Genomic DNA, 18,118 nt, shown 5'->3' on the forward strand with positions numbered 1-18,118 from the left:
TCATGTAAAAAGAAAAGTGCAGCTGCTGACAAGAGAGGGAGGAATGACAAAGTGGAGACCCGGGATTACTTAATCAAACCGATGTTAAATCAGCAATATCCTGTGGCTGTGAGAGGAGAGGGGATTTATTTATATGATCGGGACGGAAAAAAATATATAGATGGCTCATCAGGGGCAGTCACGGCAAGTATTGGACATGGCATACAAGAGATTATTGATGCGATGACGGAGCAAGCGAAAAAGGTGAGCTTTACGTACAGGTCACAATTTACGAATGAACCAGCGGAAGAACTAGCGTATGAATTGAGTACACTTTGCCCAGGTGATCTGAACTGGTCTTTTTTTGTAGGGAGCGGTTCAGAGGCAACGGAGACTGCTATGAAAATGGCGATTCAGCATTGGCAGGAGCAGGGGAAGACGGAAAAAAATCATATCATCTCAAGATGGATGAGTTACCACGGCATTACATTAGGGGCGCTGTCGATGTCAGGTCATATTGCAAGGAGAGAGCGCTTTGAACCACTGCTTGAAAAGCATCCAGTGCTGTCTCCGCCCTATAGTTACAGGTCATGGCTGCCAAAGGAAGACAGCAAGCAGGTCGAGTGGTATGTCCAGGAATTTAAGACCGTCATCCAGCGTATAGGAAAAGAGAGGATCGCCGCATTGATTGCTGAACCGATTGTTGGCGCAGCGGGAGCGGCGCTCCTGCCGCCAGACGGTTATTTCGAAGCAATGAAGCGAGTCTGTGAAGAAAACGACATTTTATTGATCGCAGATGAAGTCATGACGGGCTTTGGACGAACTGGAAAAATGTTTGCGATGGAACACTGGGGCACGGTACCAGATATCATGGTTCTCGGAAAGGGCATGAGCGCAGGTTATTCTCCAATCGCAGCAGTTGTCTCAACGGATCGTGTGATGGCACCGATTATCAGCGGCTCCGGCTCTGTCATGGCAGGGCACACATATAGTGCCAATCCGCTTTCAGCAGCTGTTTCATTAGCGGTCATTCGATATATGAAAAAGCATCAGCTTCCCGAACGGGCTGAACTTTCCGGGCGATACATGATGAATGCTTTAAAAGATCTGCAAGTAGCCCATTCCATCATAGGGGATGTAAGAGGGAAGGGATTGCTTATTGGCATTGAATTTGTCGCAGATTGTTTATCTAAAACGCCATTTCCTGCACATGCTCAGATAACCAATCTCGTCGTTGAAACGGCAAAACAAAATGGACTGCTGGTGTATCCAGCAAGCGCTGGAGAGAATGGGGTCGGAGGCGCAGCGGTTATGATCGCACCGCCGCTTTCCATCACACAGCAGGAAATGGATGAACTCATTGATTTATTCGGGCAGACCATCACACAAGTCGAACAAGAAGTGATCAATCGAGGATTTTTCCCATCTGCTATGTAAGGAGGAACGAACATGAACAAAACTGTGGGTTTGGATGAAGTGATGACGCGATTAAAAGATGGCATGACCATCATGTTTGGCGGATTTGGCGGCGTGGGTTCACCACCATCGTTGATTGATGCCATTTTGCAAGCAAATATTCAAGATCTGACATTGATCGGAAATGATGCAGGTTTCCCGCAAATTGGTGTGGGCCGGCTCATCACAGAAGGAAGAGTGAAAAAAATCATCGCCTCTCATATCGGCTCAAATCCCATTGCCGGACAGAAAATGCAAGCTGGTACATTAGACGTTCATTTTTATCCGCAGGGCATTCTTGCAGAAAAAATCAGAGCAGGCGGAATGGGGCTGGCGGGCATTGTGACAGATGTTGGGATGGATAGCCTGAATCTCGATGAGAAACAATTGGTTCAACTGAATGGGAAGAATTATATGTTAGAGCCTGCGCTCACAGCGGATATTGCCATCGTCAATGCCTACAAAGCAGATGAAGTGGGAAACCTGATTTTTGATAAAAGCGCACGGAATACAAACCCGATTGTGGCGATGGCAGGAGACTGGACCATTGCGGAGGCAGAAGAAATTGTGGCAGCGGGGCAGCTCGATCCAGAAGAAATCGTGACGCCAGGCGTATTTGTGAATCAAATCGTGCAATCAAAAGGAGTGAACTGGACATGGGCATGGGAGACATCGATTTAAGACACCGCATTGCTAAAAGAGCAGCACAAGAAATTGAAGACGGCATGATTGTGAATCTTGGGATCGGCATTCCGACCCTAGCAGCAGATTACATTCCAGCACATTATGAGGTGTGGCTGCATGCAGAAAACGGCATTATGGGGGCAGGAGCCTCGCCTCTGCAAGGGGAAGAAGATCCGAATTTGTGCAATGCCGGTGGTTTTCCCATTACGTTGACAAAGTGCGGCTCGTACATGGACAGTACGACTGCTTTTGGCATCATCCGAAAAGGCATGCTGGATATGACGATTTTGGGTGCACTTGAAGTAAGCAGCCAAGGGGATCTTGCCAATTGGATTGTACCGGGGAAAAGAGTACCGGGTATGGGCGGAGCGATTGAGCTGGCGCAAAAAGCGAAAAAAGTGGTAGTGGTGATGAGCCATCTGGATAAACACGGTCGATCTAAAGTGAAAACGGCTTGTACATTGCCATTAACCGCTAAAGCGTGTGTCGATTTGATTATTACGGATATGGCGGTCATTGAGGTCAAGTCTCAGCTGCTGATTTTACGTGAAGTCATGCCACCATTTCAGCCGGAAGATGTCATAAGGGCGACTGAAGCGCCATTAATTTTAGCGCCTGATGTCAAATCTGTTGTGTAGAAAGGATGAACGACTTGCAGCCAATGACACGTATCAGAAACTGGATGAAAGAGCATCAGGATGAAGCCATTACGCTTCTTCAGCAAATGGTGCAATGTGACAGCACCCAAGGAAATGAAGAAGAGGTTCAGCAGATCGTGGCCAATAAACTGTCCGCCATTGGCTTTGATGTAGACGTTTGGGAAATTGGCGGCGATGAATTACTAGAGCATCCTTATTTTTATTCCCCACGCCGATCTTTTCAAGGGAGTCCCAACGTTGCTGGACGATTGAAAGGGAAAGGTGGTGGCAAATCGATTTTATTAAACGGGCACGTAGATGTGGTTCCGGCAGGAGATAAGAATCAATGGACATATCCGCCTTACAGCGGGCATATCATAAACGGGAGACTTTATGGACGCGGGGCAACAGATATGAAAGGTGGAAACGTTTCTTTACTCTTTGCGCTTGAGGCACTGCATGCGCTTCAGATTCCCCTGAAAGGAGATGTGGTGTTTCATAGTGTCGTCGAAGAGGAAAGCGGCGGAGCAGGCACACTTGCAGCAATATTGAAAGGGTACACAGCGGATGCTGCCATCATTCCAGAGCCAAGTCATATGAACATTTTTCCGCTTCAGCAAGGATCAAAGTGGTTCAGGCTGCATATTAAAGGAAGGGCAGCTCATGGCGGAACAAGGTATCACGGTGTTTCTGCTATTGAAAAGAGCACGGTGGTCCTTTCTCATATAGAGGCACTAGAAAAAGAAAGAAATCAGCGAGTGACGGAGCCGCTGTTTCAGCATATCCCGATTCCAATTCCAATCAACATTGGGAAAATTCAAGGCGGTGATTGGCCGTCCTCTGTCGCAGATCTTGTCACAATGGAAGGCAGGCTTGGTGTGATGCCAGGTGAGACAGTTGAGCAGGCAGAGAAGGAATTAGAAAATTGGATGACTGGACTCGCTGAAAAGGATGCTTGGTTTCAAGAACATCCTGTGGAGGTGGAGTGGTTTGGTGCTAGATGGCTTCCAGGGTCAATCGACTCTGATCACCCGCTTTTAGGTCTATTGAAGGAACAATATGAAGAGGTCATGCAGCACCCGCCAAAGGTGGAAGCCGCCCCTTGGGGGACAGACGGCGGATTACTGTCACAAGCAGCGGATATCCCAATCATTGTGTTTGGACCTGGAACGACAGTGCTTGCCCATTTCCCGAATGAATCCATTGAGATCAAACATGTGATTGAAGCAGCAGAAATCATTGCTGGTACGTTGGTCAAATGGTGCGAAGCAGCGGAATGATTCACACACAAAAAAAGAAGGCTGTCTACTCAGCCTTCTCCAGCGTGCAGATAAACCCTCGCATTCGTTGTCAGGTCTGTGCGCCGGTGCTCGCCCTTCCTAGACTTCAAAGGTTTTCATGTCACGCTGAAAGGAAGACAAAGGGCTAAAATAAAAATCATTTTAGCCCTTTGTCAACAATCTGACGAAGGCTGTCTACTCAGCCTTCTCTTTATGTGTATTCTGCTGTTCACACATATAGGTCACTGGACAAAAACGAAGAATACCAGAACCCAATTTTAATCCGCCGAGCATGATGCCAAAAAGCAGCATTTTACTCCATGGTTTTCGAGCATATAAGGATCCAGCTACAGTACATATCGTCATTCCGCAGGCAATTCTCATGAGCGCTTCCATTAAGCCAAGATTAGGTTTCATTGCAAGTGATTCTCCTTTTTTAAATTATTTTAAGTGTGATTTCAAGAAATTGTAACGTTTCATTAATGCGTAACGTGGTTCGTTATGTTACGATAGGGCTAATACAAATGAAGGAGAGTATGTGAATGTCCGAACGTACTTTTAATTGGAGAAACAATGACATCCGCACACAAATCGATGTAGTCGACTCAAAAATAGTTCCAACACTCCTTTTAACGAATGGACTCGTGCTAAACCCGTTTTTGAAGCAATGGGTGAAGGCAAATATTTGGATACATGATGATCGAATTGTTTATGTCGGAGCAGAGCTTCCTCAAAATAAATCAGCTAAACGTGTGATTGATTGTGAAGGTAAATACATTGTGCCGGGGTATATTGAACCTCACGCGCATCCGTTCCATATTTATAATCCCCAATCACTTGCAGAATATGTGTCTCAATTTGGCACAACAACGATGGTCAGCGATAACTTATTTCTTCTTTTGCAAAGCAACGAAAAGAAAGCGCTTTCCACTCTGTGTGAATTAAAAAAGCAGCCATTTCAGTACTTCTGGTGGTCCAGATACGATCTTCAAACCGAGGTCAGGTATGAAGATGAGATGCTTCCTATTAACTATCGGAAAGAATGGATTGATCATCCCGACGTCCTTCAAGGCGGCGAATTAACGAGCTGGCCAAGATTAATGGACGGTGATGATCTCATTTTATATTGCATGCAAGAAACGAAGAAGCAGAGAAAACGAATTGAAGGGCATTTCCCTGGGGCTTCTGAGAAAACGCTAACAAAAATGAAGCTGTTTGGAGCGGACAGTGATCATGAAGCAATGAATGCAGACGATGTGCTCAAACGCTTGTCTCTAGGTTATCATGTGTCCTTGCGTCATTCTTCCATCCGCCCAGATTTAGTGAACATTTTAAGGGAATTGCATGAGCGTGACTTTAGGCACTACGATCACTTTTTCTATACAACAGATGGATCAGCGCCTCACTTTTATGAAGAAGGCATGATCAATCGTCTCATTTCCATTGCCCTTGAAGAAGGCGTGCCTACTATTGATGCGTACAATATGGCGACTTTTAACATTGCGAAATACTATCAAATTGATGACTTATTAGGCGTGGTCGGTCCTGGCCGATTGGCTTCTTTGAATATTTTAGATGATCCGATGAATCCAAATCCAGAAACGGTGATTTCTAAAGGGGTAATCCTGAAATTAGAGGGGGAGAACCAGCATCAATTCCAAGAGACAAAATGGGAAAATGGTGGGCTTGAACCATTAGATTTAAGCTATGACCTGACAATGAGTGACTTGCAATTCTCAATGCCTCTTGGTGTCAAAATGCGCAATGCTGTCATCATGGAGCCTTATACAGTGGAGATTGATAACTCTGTCAATCAGCTGTCCTGTGACCATGATCAAAGCTTCTTCAGCCTGATTGATCGAAAAGGCGAGTGGCGCGTGAACACAATGTTAAAAGGATTTGCAAACAAGGTGCAAGGGTTTGTCAGCTCATTTTCAACCACTGGTGACATTTTAGTGATTGGGAAAAATAAAGATGATATGATGCTCGCTCATAAGCGAATGAAAGAAATTGGCGGTGGAATTGTGCTCACAGAAAACGGAAAGATTTTGCATGAAATCCCGCTGCAATTATCAGGCTGTGCATCAGCTGAACCGTTTGAAACGGTTCTTCAGCAGGAGCAAACGTTACGCAAGCTACTCATTGAGCGAGGGTATCCATTTGACTGCCCGATTGATACACTTGTCTTTTTCCAAAGCACACACTTGCCGTATATTCGAGTGACACCAAGAGGAATATTTGATGTCATGAAAAAAACTGTACTCTTTCCGTCTATAATGCGTTAAAATATAACAGAGTGGAGCTGTATCATATTTGCTAGATTTCTGACCGCTGTTATAGGGCAGGAGTAAGCAAAAGATCTCTTCGCTGCTAGATATGGTGACAAAGCATAGGGCTTTGACATGACGAATGAAGTGCCCAATTGTAAAATGAATCTGTCGGTTACGCTGGCCGACCAACATATTTTGAATAATTAAGCAAGGCGGGGCGCAGGTTTGTCGTCTCGCCAAGCTTTCTACACATACTGTTTTTTAGGGAAAGACTTAACAGAGCAGAAGTGTTCTAGATATCGGAGGCAAACAAGTTTGTCAGATTGTCGCACAAGGAATATGACAAAACTTGTCGAATTTGTTTACGATAAAGAAGCTTCGGCTTACGAAAGAACCTGATGGCATTTTCAGCGTAGAACCAAACCTGTCATGATTCGTTCAAAGCTCATTGCTGAGGTTGAAAAAAATGAGTCAGGAAAGATACCGCTTTCTCGGAAAAGTCAGTGCGGAGCGGTGTGCCAATAGTAAAGGAGAAGATGTATAAAGATGCAAATTGATAAATTAAGGGGCAAAAGCTTAGATCAGCTATTCAACTCCATCTTATCCCTTAAAGACCTGGAAGAATGTTATCGATTTTTTGATGATTTGTGCACCATCAATGAAATCCAATCTTTATCACAGCGTCTTGAAGTAGCGCGTATGCTTCGCGAGGGAAATACGTATCATAAAATTGAGACGGAAACAGGTGCAAGTACAGCCACTATCTCACGTGTCAAACGCTGCTTGAACTACGGAAATGATGCCTATACGATGGCACTTGACCGCGTAGCAGAGCAACAAGCAACGGACGAAACAAAATAAAGTAGCTTTCACTGCAGACATTCTTTATGATTTGTCGTTTTGAAGTTGAACAAATAGAGCCATTTCAGTTGAAATGGCTCTATTTGATATCATCAAGTTCTCCCATAAACCATCGTTCACCTTCATAGGACACTTCATCGTCATCAGTGATCACTTCCTTAAAACCGATGGTTCGCATATTTTGCGCAACAGATAAATCCCATTCTTTTTGAATATTTCTCTGATCAGAAAGGGGAAGCCATGTCTGATACTCATCTTGTCTGTTGAAGAAATCTTTCACATAAGAATCCCCTTTAAACACAATGATTTGTGAATGCCATAATCCAGGCAGATCGACTGCGACCACGACACGATATATGTCCCCGTCGTTTGGTTTCAAATCAATGAGATGCTCAGCTCTATTCAATAGAGTTTGAATGCATAGACGTTTGATCTTTTTCGGTGTTCTGTTGGAAGTCATAAAATCATAAGCCGCTGGTAGAGGAAGGTGCCAGTAGTCAGAAACATTCGCCGGAAACGACTGCGTATTTGCGTTCATTTCTTTTATGATCTGTTGAGTCTTTCGTTTCATACCGCGGACCTTTTTTTCACGCATACTCTTTCTCCTTATCAAAGATCTATTAAGTTCTTTATACGTGATTGAGCAAGAATGTCAACGAAAAAAGGTGCGGAAACGCACCTTTTTAAGCTAGACAGACTGCTCTGTGCCTGAGAACATAGGGACTTCACTTGTCTGGCCGTTTTCTTGTCTAAAAATAATATGTTTCTCATTAAAATGAATGGGAGATTCAATTCCAGCTGCTGCGCATAAATTAAACAAACCTTCTCTAAGAGAAAGGATATAATTACAGACGCGGTATTTCTTTTCTTCAATGGATAAACCCTTTTGCAGCTTTGGATCTGTGGTGGCAACCCCAACAGGGCATTTATTCGTGTGGCATACTTGCGCCCGAATACAGCCAACCGAGAACATCAAGCCCCGTGCGATATTCACAAAATCCGCTCCCATGGAAAGGGCAATGGCGATTTTATCAGGGGAGAGAAGTTTACCAGACGCAAACAGCTTGAGTTGATCTCGAACCCCATATTTCTTCAAAATTTGATGGACCATCGGCAGTGCGGTGAAAATGGGCAGGCCTGCGGAATCAGCCAGTTCATGAAAGGAAGCACCTGTGCCACCTTCTCCACCATCCACTGTAATGAAATCAGGATGTTTTCCGCTTTTTTTCATATAGAGAGCAAGCTCCTCGATATCTTCTTTATGTCCAACAACTAGCTTGATTCCAACTGGTTTTCCGCCGATGTTTCGCAGTTGTTCAATAAAATCAAGCATGTCAGGAATGGAGTGAAACATCTCGAACCGGTTCGGACTGTCAATGGATTGGTGCGGCGGCAGTTTACGGATTTGGGCAATTTCTTCTGTGACTTTTTCACCGTCAATGTGTCCTCCGCGTGTTTTTGCTCCTTGTGCTAGCTTGAGTTCAAAGGCTTTTACTTCATCATGTTCACTTTTTTTCTTAAACTCTTCAAACGAAAATGCGCCATCCTCTGTTCGAACCCCAAATAAACCAGGCCCAATCTGGCAAATGATATCGGCGCCCCCTTTGAGATGGTAAGGCGAAAGCCCGCCTTCACCTGTGTTCATCCACGTACCGCCAGCCATCTTTAATCCTGAGGATAATGCTGTAATGGCCCTGTCGCCTAAAGATCCGTAGCTCATGGCTGACTGACCAATCAGGCCTTTTACACGAAAAGGCTTTTGACATGTGTGCTCGCCTATCACTTGTACATCGTCTTGATGGAGATAGTAAGGTTTTGCTTCGACCTCTTTGGTATGTTCACTTCTTCTCAGTAAATTGTCTTGATCGATCTGATACACTTTTGTTTGGATTTTTTCAGATTGATCGATGCGTAACTCATCTCGCTGCTTTGGAAATAGGACGTTGCGAATATAGTAACCAGGCTTGTCAAAATCACGTTTTGATCCAAAGCCCATTGTCCGGCTTTTGTACTTCCCAGACATGACAGCTTGCTCGTATTCTCTTCTTGAGAAAGGAAGCTCCTCTCGATCATTTAGAAACAGATATTGACGAAGCTCAGGTCCTATTTTTTCAAAAATAAACCGTAGCTTTCCAATGACCGGATAATTTCGTAGGACAGAATGCTCTTCCTGTTTTTCATCTCGCATCCAAATCCAGATGAATAAAATGATTGGTATGATGAAAAAAATCACTAATAATGCGCCAATGACAATGAAAGTTGTTGTCACGAAAATCCCCTCTTTTCTCTATCATTACTGTTGTTATTCCACTTTTCATTGAAAGAGAAACCACTTCAACAGATTGTGACGTTTAGAAATGAAAAGGCAGGGTAACTTACAAATAAGATCATAAGGGGAGGGAACATACATGAATAAGCGTCCGAATGCGTATGTACTTGCAGGATTAGGGGTTGGTGGTGCCGTGTTATTAGCAGTGAAAAATAAACAGCATCTCAAAAAATGGGCAAGCATGTTCCGCTCAGATGAAAAGGTTCCTGAAAAAGCTGGTCACCCTGATCCGTTAGATATTCAAGACAACAAGATGGTCGATGAAGGGGCCATGACATCTGTTCATTATTTTAATGAAGTGAGACAATAGTTTAGAAAAACCGTTTTGACCATTCAAAACGGTTTTTTCTTGTCTTTTTTTTGATGTGATATCGAAGAGGATCGACAATCGTAAAACCGATCAACCCTTCGTGATCAGGCGTCGAGAAAAGAAATTCAATGCCCGATAAATGATAGGTTGAGAGAACTTCCTGATCCGTGAAACGTAACGAAAGCTCGTCCTCATAAACGGGTGTGTGCTTCAACACCTTGGCTTCTTCTGCAAATAACTCCAGCCCAGCCACTCGGCCCTCTTTGTCGATGTCTACGTTCACACATTCATTCACGTCTAATTCAATGGTTTCTTTGATTGTCCCGATTCGAGGCGGGATGAGATAGATGTATCCGATGTCGATCGTTTGATCATATGTGATGGTTCTTTTCAAATCATTCACCTGCTTGGTCGATAGTAAAATGTTCCTTTCATGTATAATATCATGTGATGAGATGAAGTAGCTCTCATTTCAGTTCAGCATCCATCTATTGATCTCCCTCGGCTCCTCTTGAAGTGGAGCTTTTCATATAGTCTCCATTCACCTCGCCTAAAGTGAAAATCGACTATTTTCAAAAGAATGAAACTTTTAGCTGAAGGAGGTTACCCATTTTTTGCGGTGTCTGATTTTGTTATAATATTTAAATGGAATGAAACGAATGGAGGAACGTTTTTCATGTATGATGTTACCGAGTGGAAGCATGTCTTTAAACTCGATCCAAATAAAGAGATTTCCGATGAACAACTTGAAGCGATTTGTGAATCCGGTACGGATGCCATTTTAATTGGCGGCAGTGACAACGTGACAGAAGACAATGTGCTGCAACTGATGTCAAAGGTGCGCCGCTTTCTTGTGCCATGTGTTCTTGAAATCTCGACACATGAGATGATTGTGCCTGGCTTTGACCTGTATTTTATCCCCACTGTGTTAAACAGCGCTCATCCTGATTGGATTGTTGGTCTGCATAAGGATGCGATGAAGGAATACGGTGATTTGATGTCAATGGAAGAGATTGTGCCGGAAGGATATGTCATCTTAAACGAAGAGTGTAAAGCGGCTAAGCTGACAGAGGCCAATACGTCGCTGGATATAGATGACGTAAGGGCATATGCGAGAGTGGCAGAGCACTTGATGAAACTGCCCATCTTTTACTTAGAATACAGCGGGACGCTTGGAGACATAGAGCTTGTGAAAGAAACCAAAGCAGTGCTACATGAAACGGTTCTATTTTATGGCGGCGGTATTGAAAGCAAAGAGCAGGCGAAAGACTTTGCACAGCATGCAGACGTTGTCGTAGTGGGAAACGTCATTTATGACAATTTTAAAGAAGCGTTAAAGACAGTCGACGCAGTGAAAAAGTCATCATAGTCAAACAAGACGAAACGGGTTAAAATAGAACATAAGTTCGAATTGGCGGTGAATGAAATGAATGAAATATCGAATCATCTATTAGAAGGGCTGAATGACGCGCAGAAAGAAGCGGTCAAAGCAACAGACGGGCCGCTGCTACTGATGGCAGGAGCAGGTAGTGGAAAAACACGAGTGCTCACGCATCGAATTGCGTATTTAATGGCAGAAAAGCATGTGGCACCGTGGAATATTTTAGCGATTACCTTTACAAATAAAGCAGCAAGAGAAATGCGTGAGCGTGTACAAGCGATTTTAGGGCCTGGTGCGGATGACATTTGGATCTCTACGTTCCACAGTATGTGTGTGCGCATTTTACGACGCGATATTGACCGTATTGGTGTGAATCGCAACTTTTCTATATTAGACACATCTGATCAGCTTTCAGTCATTAAAAACATTTTAAAAGAACGAAATATCGATCCTAAAAAGTTTGATCCACGTAGTATTTTAGGTTCAATCAGTAGTGCAAAAAACGAACTCATTGACGCAGAGGAATACGCTAAAACTGCTGGTGATTTCTATGATCAAGTGGTCAGCGACGTCTACACAGATTATCAAAAACGATTACTCAAGAACCAATCACTCGATTTTGATGATCTTATTATGATGACGATTCGTCTGTTTGAGCGGATCCCTGAAGTATTAGAACACTATCAGCGAAAATTCCAATACATTCATGTCGATGAGTATCAGGATACAAACAGAGCGCAGTACATGCTTGTGAAATTGCTCGCTCAGCGTTTTCAAAATATATGTGTGGTCGGTGACTCGGATCAGTCCATCTACCGCTGGCGTGGAGCGGATATTACAAACATTCTTTCCTTTGAAAAAGATTATCCGTCCAGTGAAGTGATTTTGCTTGAGCAAAATTACAGATCAACTAAACGTATTCTGAATGCCGCAAACACGGTCATTCAAAACAATTCAAACCGTAAGCCAAAAAACCTTTGGACAGAAAATGACGAAGGAGCGAAGATTGCCTATTACCGCGCAGATAATGAATTCGGTGAAGGTCAATTTGTCGCTGGAAAGATTCGTCAGCTCCATCAGAGCGGCAAGCGTAAATTATCTGATTTTGCGATCCTCTATCGAACGAACGCTCAGTCACGTGTCATAGAGGAAACGTTAATGAAGGCAAACATTCAATACAACATCGTCGGCGGCACGAAGTTCTATGACAGAAAAGAGATCAAGGACATTTTGGCTTACTTACGCCTTGTGTCAAATCCAGATGACGATATTAGTTTTGCGCGCATTGTCAACGTACCAAAGCGTGGAATTGGGGCGACTTCTGTTGATAAAATTGCCGCATACGCAGAAATGAATGATCTCTCTATGTTTGAAGCCCTTGGTCAGGTGGATTTCATTGGACTCAGTGCAAGAGCAGCCAATGCACTTGATGAGTTCAAACAGCTCATTGACCAAATGACAAACATGCAGGATTATTTATCTGTCACTGAATTAACGGAAGAGATCCTAGAGAAAACAGGTTACCGTGAAGCGCTGAAGATTGAAAAAACGATTGAAGCACAAAGCCGCTTAGAGAATATTGACGAGTTTCTATCGGTCACCAAAAACTTTGAAGAACAAAATGAAGATAAATCACTTGTCACCTTCCTGACAGACCTCGCCCTCGTCGCAGACATTGATAAGCTGGATGAGGCTGAGGAAGAAGATCAGGATGCGGTCATTTTAATGACCCTCCACGCAGCAAAAGGACTTGAATTCCCTGTTGTGTTCTTAATGGGTATGGAAGAAGGCGTCTTCCCGCACAGCCGTTCACTAATGGAAGATGCCGAGATGGAAGAAGAGCGCCGTCTTGCTTATGTAGGGATCACACGGGCCGAAGAAGAGCTTTATTTATCAAGTGCGAAGATGAGAACGTTATTCGGCCGGACGAACATGAATATGGAATCACGATTTATCAGAGAAATACCAGCTGATTTATTGGACAACCTAAATGAGAAAAAAGAAACGAAAACACCGTTTGGCCAAACGAGAGAAAGACCACAAAGGCGAGGGCCTGTCTCACGTCCCCAAACGCAAACCATTCAAAACACAGGCGGCGGCAGCATTGGCTGGGCTGTCGGTGATAAAGCCGCTCATAAAAAATGGGGCGTTGGCACGGTTGTGAGTGTAAAAGGTAGTGGGGATAGTACAGAGCTTGATATTGCCTTCCCAAGCCCTACAGGCATTAAGCGTCTCCTTGCCGCATTTGCGCCAATCGAAAAGCAATAAACTGATAGGACTGACAAAACGGATGAAGTGAAAGGAAGAAGCAGATGGATAAAGAAGCAGCGAAACGCCGGATCGAGGAACTACACCAGATTTTGAATCAATACAACTACGAATATCACACACTGGATCGTCCAAGTGTTCCTGACGCTGAATATGATGCGCGGATGCGTGAGCTGATCTCTCTGGAGGAAGAATACCCTGATTTAAAAGCAGCGGATTCACCCTCGCAAAGAGTAGGAGGTGCTGTTTTAGACGCCTTCCAAAAAGTACGTCACGGTACACCGATGCTCAGTCTCGGCAATGCGTTTCATGAACAGGACCTTCTTGATTTTGACCGCCGGGTTCGTCAGGCAGTCGGTGACGACGTCGCTTACAATGTCGAGCTGAAAATTGACGGACTCGCTGTTTCTCTCCGTTATGAAAATGGCGTGTTTGTCCGGGGTGCCACGCGGGGTGATGGGACAACAGGTGAGGATATTACCGAGAACCTCAAAACCATTCGTTCCATCCCGCTCAAAATCAATCGGCCTCTGTCGATTGAAGTGAGAGGCGAGGCATTTATGCCAAAACCTTCTTTTGAAGCCCTTAACGAAAAAAGATTACAAAACGAAGAAGAGCCGTTTGCGAACCCGCGTAATGCGGCTGCTGGCTCACTTCGTCAGCTCGATACGAAAATTGCAGCGAAACGAAACCTTGATATCTTCGTCTACAGTATAGCGGAGCTTGATGAAATTGGTGTTGAAACGCAAAGCGCAGGACTTGATCTTCTCGATGAGCTTGGCTTTAAAACGAACAAAGAAAGACGGATGTGCCAAACCATTGAAGAAGTGATCGACCTCATTGAAACACTGAAAACAAAGCGTGCTGATTTCTCATACGAAATCGATGGCATTGTTATTAAAGTCAATTCACTGGCTCAGCAAGAAGAACTAGGCTTCACAGCAAAAAGTCCACGCTGGGCTGTTGCGTACAAATTTCCGGCCGAAGAAGTCGTGACGAAGCTGATTGATATTGAACTAAGTGTGGGGCGTACTGGCGTCATCACCCCAACAGCGATTCTTGAGCCTGTAAAAGTGGCAGGGACGACAGTGCAACGTGCTTCTCTTCATAATGAAGATTTGATCAAAGAGAAGGATATCCGCCTTTTTGATCAAGTGATTGTCAAAAAAGCGGGCGATATTATCCCAGAGGTTGCAGGGGTTCTTGTTGATCAGCGAACAGGAGAAGAAAAGCCGTTTCACATGCCGACTGAATGTCCAGAGTGTCATAGTGAGCTGGTCAGAATTGAAGGAGAAGTGGCGCTTCGGTGCATCAATCCACAATGCCCCGCTCAAATACGTGAAGGACTCATTCACTTTGTGTCTCGTAATGCGATGAATATTGATGGGCTAGGCGAGCGAGTCATTACACAACTTTTCAAAGAACAACTTGTCTCTCGTGTATCAGACCTTTACCGTTTAACAAAAGAAGAGTTGATTCAGCTAGAACGAATGGGCGAAAAATCAGTCGATAACTTACTGCGTTCGATCGAGCAATCGAAAGAAAACTCTCTTGAACGTTTATTATTTGGACTCGGTATTCGGTTTATTGGTTCTAAAGCAGCGAAGACGTTGGCCATGCACTTTGAGGATATCGATCAGTTAAAACAAGCAACGAAAGAACAATTACTTGAAGTAGATGAAATTGGTGAAAAAATGGCCGATGCAGTTGTCACGTACTTTGAGAAAGAAGAAATACTAGATCTGCTAAATGAACTAAAAGAACTTGGGGTCAATATGACCTACACAGGGCCAAAACCGGTGAAAGTAGAAGAAAGTGATTCCTACTTTGCAGGAAAAACGATTGTGCTGACGGGGAAATTAGAAGAAATGTCTCGTAATGATGCAAAGGCAGCGATCGAAGCATTAGGCGGCAAGTTAGCCGGTAGCGTAAGTAAAAAAACAGACTTAGTCATTGCCGGCGAAGCAGCTGGAAGTAAGCTGACAAAGGCAGAAGAACTCAATATTGAAATTTGGGACGAAGCCAAAATGCTCGAGGAGCTAAAGAAATAAGAGGAGTGTTTTCTATTGAAAAAGTTGCTATTGCTGCTGACAATGCTCACACTGGTATTGTCAGCGTGTGCACCTTTTGGGGGAAAGGATGAGGAAGAGGTCACACAAAAAACGGATGAAACGAAAGAAACAGCGATCATCCCAATGTACAACATCTCTGATTCCTATTACAAAATGGTGCTGCCGTTTAAACAAGGAGCGGCAAGAGGACTAACAGCAGAGCGTCTCAATACACGCTTAGACATTGATGAATTTGAAACAGGACTCATGCGCCTGGCAACAGAATCATTCAATACAAACGACTATTTGTTCCAAGAAGGACAGCATTTAGATGAAGATACTGTTCTCAGCTGGCTTGCCCGCAAAAAAACAGGCAGTGATCTGAAAAAAGCTGAAAAAGAAGACAAAGACTTTAAGAACTTAGGCTTAAACCCTGCTCTTCCAAACTCAGGTTCAACAAAGTCAAAAAATGAAAATAGTCCAATCTACTTAGCTTCCATGCTAGAACATAATTACTTAATCAGAAAAGATAAAAATAGCTTACAGCTTGGCGGGGTTGTCATCGGTCTTGCGCTTAACTCTGTCTATTATTATCGCGAAAATATCGGGGATCCTCAGCAAGAGGTGACCATCGATTCATCGAAAAATTCAAAGAAACTTTTAGCAGAGGGCGAAAAAATTGCGGAACAAGTCATTAAACGCCTTCGTCAAATGGACGGACTGCAAAAAGTCCCAGTCATGATTGCTCTTTATAAACAAGCACCAAAATCATCTATTGTTCCAGGAAACTTCATCGCTAAAACCGATGTAAAAGCAGGATCAGCTGATATTGGCAGTTGGGATACGATTAAAGAAGAGAATGTCTTCTTCCCTTCAGATAATGCCAAGAGCAGCTACAAAGATGATTCAGAGCGATTTGACCGCTTTAAGACAAAGGTAGAAGACTACTTCCCGAATTACACAGGTGTGGTAGGCAAAGGTTTCTATAAAAACGGGAACTTGCAAAAAATGAAAGTAGAAATTCCAATGCAATTCTACGGAAAAACAGAAGTCGTGGCATTCACGCAATACTTAACAGGTGAAGTCATGGATTACTATAAGAGCACCAATATAGAAATCAACATCACCTCTTCTGATCAGCAAGAAGCCCTCATCACAAAAAATGCTGAAGACAAAGAACCAACGGTCCATATATATGACTAAATAAAAACTGCCTTTTGGCGGTTTTTAGCGTGTAGACAAACCCTCGCATTCTTTGTCAGTCCTGCGTGCTGGTGCTCACGAATGTGAAATTCGCTCCGCGCCAGTACTCGTCCTTCCTAGGGCTGCAAAGGTTTTCTATTACGCTGAAAAGAAGACAAAGGGCTAAAATCAAGTTCATTTTCGCCCTTTGTCAACCATCTGAAAACCGCCTTTTGGCGGTTTTTTATTTCTAATTAGAGGAATTTTTCAACTTTTGTCAAAGTATGTGAAGAAACCAAAAGGAAAGGCAGGTATGTTGATGCTCGTATAAATGCTGATTACCGTCATGTATAAGTAAAAAGACGATAAAAGGAGAATCAGCATGCATAAAGAAGTAAAAGCACGATACGATGAACAAATGGTCTTAAAGAAAGCGGCTCTACTCTATCATTTTCAGCCAGAACAGGTCACATTTCTAGCCGATGCAGAAAATTATGTGTATGAATATACGGATGAAAAAGGGTCAAGTTATATATTGAAAATTACCCATACCATTCGCCGCTCCCGCACATATATTTTAGGAGAAATGGACTGGATTCGGTATTTATTTCAACATGGAATCTCAGTAGCTAAACCGGTTTTATCCACAAGAGGAAAAGATGTTGAAGCGATTCCCGATCAAGCAGGAGGCGCTTTTTTGCTGAGAGTGTACGAAAAGGCGCCCGGCAGAAAAGTGACCGAAGCAGATTGGAATGGACAGTTGTTTCAAGCGTTAGGAGCCTATACTGGGCGTATGCATCAAACGACTAAACAATATCAAGTGAAAGATCCTCGCTATAAGCGTCAAGAGTGGTATGAGGAGGAGCAATTAAAGCTTGAAACGTATATTCCTTCTGATCAAACGGTTGTGTTGCAGAGAAAAGATGAACTGATGCAAAAGCTTCACCAGATCCGAATATCCAAGGATGTCTATGGACTGGTGCATGCGGATTTACATCACGGGAACTTCCATTATCATCAGGGAGAAATCATTGCATTTGATTTTGATGATTGTGGGTATCACTGGTTTATCAATGATATAAGCATTTTGCTATACAACGTTCTTTGGTATCCGGTGATTCCGTATGAGGATAAAGCTGAATTTACGGGTGAATTTATGAGCCATTTTCTCAAAGGCTATCGACAGGAGAATGAGCTTGATGACGCATGGCTGGCGACAATACCAGATTTCCTTATGCTGCGTCATATGCTTATTTATGGGCTTTTACATCAAGCATTTGATCTCCGAACACTAAGCGCTGAAGAAAGTGCCATGCTGGCGCGTTTTCGAAAGGAGATTGAGGACAAAACCCCAATTACGCCTTTTGACTTTCATCAGCTAACAACATAAATAGAAAGCCCCTTGCTGTTTCACATAGCAAGGGGCTTTT

16 protein-coding genes are annotated in these 18,118 nt (G+C 43.5%); 12 read left to right on the forward strand and 4 right to left on the reverse strand.

Features of this window, described 5'->3' with window-relative positions:
- The first annotated feature begins 51 nt into the window (after positions 1–51).
- Genes NSQ17_RS03400 through NSQ17_RS03415 form a run of 4 tightly spaced genes read left to right on the forward strand, consistent with a single transcriptional unit; the run spans position 52 to position 4,036 of the window.
- On the forward strand, positions 52–1,416 hold the full coding sequence (locus NSQ17_RS03400) for an aspartate aminotransferase family protein (protein ID WP_342467851.1): 1,365 nt from the start codon (positions 52–54) through the stop codon (positions 1,414–1,416).
- Positions 1,417–1,428: 12 nt separating this feature from the next.
- Positions 1,429–2,115 (forward strand): CoA transferase subunit A, encoded by a 687-nt coding sequence (locus NSQ17_RS03405; RefSeq protein ID WP_056408197.1) that lies wholly within the window; start codon positions 1,429–1,431, stop codon positions 2,113–2,115.
- On the forward strand, positions 2,091–2,756 hold the full coding sequence (locus NSQ17_RS03410) for a 3-oxoacid CoA-transferase subunit B (protein WP_342467852.1): 666 nt from the start codon (positions 2,091–2,093) through the stop codon (positions 2,754–2,756). The genes NSQ17_RS03405 and NSQ17_RS03410 overlap by 25 nt, the downstream gene beginning before the upstream one ends.
- A 14-nt stretch (positions 2,757–2,770) precedes the next feature.
- Complete coding sequence (locus NSQ17_RS03415; RefSeq protein WP_138278183.1) at positions 2,771–4,036, forward strand: peptidase; 1,266 nt, start codon at positions 2,771–2,773, stop codon at positions 4,034–4,036.
- A 195-nt stretch (positions 4,037–4,231) separates the two neighbouring features.
- Here NSQ17_RS03415 and NSQ17_RS03420 read toward each other — a convergent pair whose 3' ends face one another.
- Positions 4,232–4,453, reverse strand: a complete 222-nt coding sequence (locus NSQ17_RS03420; protein ID WP_008344274.1) for a DUF2892 domain-containing protein — start codon at positions 4,451–4,453, stop codon at positions 4,232–4,234.
- 125 nt (positions 4,454–4,578) lie between these two features.
- On the opposite strand from NSQ17_RS03420, the gene NSQ17_RS03425 reads away from it, so the two are divergent.
- Both NSQ17_RS03425 and NSQ17_RS03430 read left to right on the forward strand, forming a co-directional pair.
- Positions 4,579–6,321, forward strand: a complete 1,743-nt coding sequence (locus NSQ17_RS03425) for an adenine deaminase C-terminal domain-containing protein (RefSeq protein ID WP_058336462.1) — start codon at positions 4,579–4,581, stop codon at positions 6,319–6,321.
- A gap of 531 nt (positions 6,322–6,852) precedes the next feature.
- Positions 6,853–7,167 (forward strand): YerC/YecD family TrpR-related protein, encoded by a 315-nt coding sequence (locus tag NSQ17_RS03430; protein ID WP_007496879.1) that lies wholly within the window; start codon positions 6,853–6,855, stop codon positions 7,165–7,167.
- A 79-nt stretch (positions 7,168–7,246) separates the two neighbouring features.
- On the opposite strand, the gene NSQ17_RS03435 is transcribed toward NSQ17_RS03430, so the two are convergent.
- Together NSQ17_RS03435 and NSQ17_RS03440 are read right to left on the reverse strand one after the other, a co-directional pair.
- Positions 7,247–7,762: a DUF3916 domain-containing protein gene (locus tag NSQ17_RS03435; RefSeq protein ID WP_025206871.1), complete on the reverse strand. Its 516-nt coding sequence runs from the start codon at positions 7,760–7,762 to the stop codon at positions 7,247–7,249.
- 93 nt (positions 7,763–7,855) lie between these two features.
- Complete coding sequence (locus NSQ17_RS03440; protein ID WP_024719408.1) at positions 7,856–9,436, reverse strand: FMN-binding glutamate synthase family protein; 1,581 nt, start codon at positions 9,434–9,436, stop codon at positions 7,856–7,858.
- Between the two features lie 139 nt (positions 9,437–9,575).
- On the opposite strand from NSQ17_RS03440, the gene NSQ17_RS03445 reads away from it, so the two are divergent.
- Positions 9,576–9,806: a hypothetical protein gene (locus NSQ17_RS03445; RefSeq protein ID WP_017366762.1), complete on the forward strand. Its 231-nt coding sequence runs from the start codon at positions 9,576–9,578 to the stop codon at positions 9,804–9,806.
- Between the two features lies 1 nt (position 9,807).
- On the opposite strand, the gene NSQ17_RS03450 is transcribed toward NSQ17_RS03445, so the two are convergent.
- Positions 9,808–10,209: a DUF2283 domain-containing protein gene (locus NSQ17_RS03450; protein WP_234833540.1), complete on the reverse strand. Its 402-nt coding sequence runs from the start codon at positions 10,207–10,209 to the stop codon at positions 9,808–9,810.
- A 273-nt stretch (positions 10,210–10,482) separates the two neighbouring features.
- Between NSQ17_RS03450 and NSQ17_RS03455 the strand changes: the two genes are divergently transcribed.
- From NSQ17_RS03455 to NSQ17_RS03475, 5 genes are all read left to right on the forward strand, one after another.
- Positions 10,483–11,175 carry a heptaprenylglyceryl phosphate synthase gene (locus tag NSQ17_RS03455; RefSeq protein ID WP_327855045.1) on the forward strand — a complete coding sequence of 231 codons (693 nt, stop codon included), beginning with the start codon at positions 10,483–10,485 and terminating at the stop codon, positions 11,173–11,175.
- A 57-nt stretch (positions 11,176–11,232) separates the two neighbouring features.
- Positions 11,233–13,455, forward strand: a complete 2,223-nt coding sequence (pcrA, locus tag NSQ17_RS03460) for a DNA helicase PcrA (protein WP_138278189.1) — start codon at positions 11,233–11,235, stop codon at positions 13,453–13,455.
- Positions 13,456–13,499: 44 nt separating this feature from the next.
- Entirely contained in the window at positions 13,500–15,506 is a 2,007-nt protein-coding gene (gene ligA / locus NSQ17_RS03465) for an NAD-dependent DNA ligase LigA (protein WP_007496867.1), read from the forward strand.
- Between the two features lie 42 nt (positions 15,507–15,548).
- The gene (locus NSQ17_RS03470) at positions 15,549–16,709 is read left to right on the forward strand and encodes a CamS family sex pheromone protein (protein WP_223255677.1); all 1,161 of its coding nucleotides are present in this window, start codon (positions 15,549–15,551) and stop codon (positions 16,707–16,709) included.
- A 361-nt stretch (positions 16,710–17,070) separates the two neighbouring features.
- Complete coding sequence (locus tag NSQ17_RS03475; protein ID WP_342467853.1) at positions 17,071–18,078, forward strand: phosphotransferase; 1,008 nt, start codon at positions 17,071–17,073, stop codon at positions 18,076–18,078.
- Positions 18,079–18,118: the final 40 nt, after the last annotated feature.

The sequence above is a fragment of the Bacillus sp. FSL W8-0629 genome, from assembly GCF_038593225.1.
Classification (GTDB): Bacteria; Bacillota; Bacilli; order Bacillales; family Bacillaceae; genus Bacillus; species Bacillus altitudinis.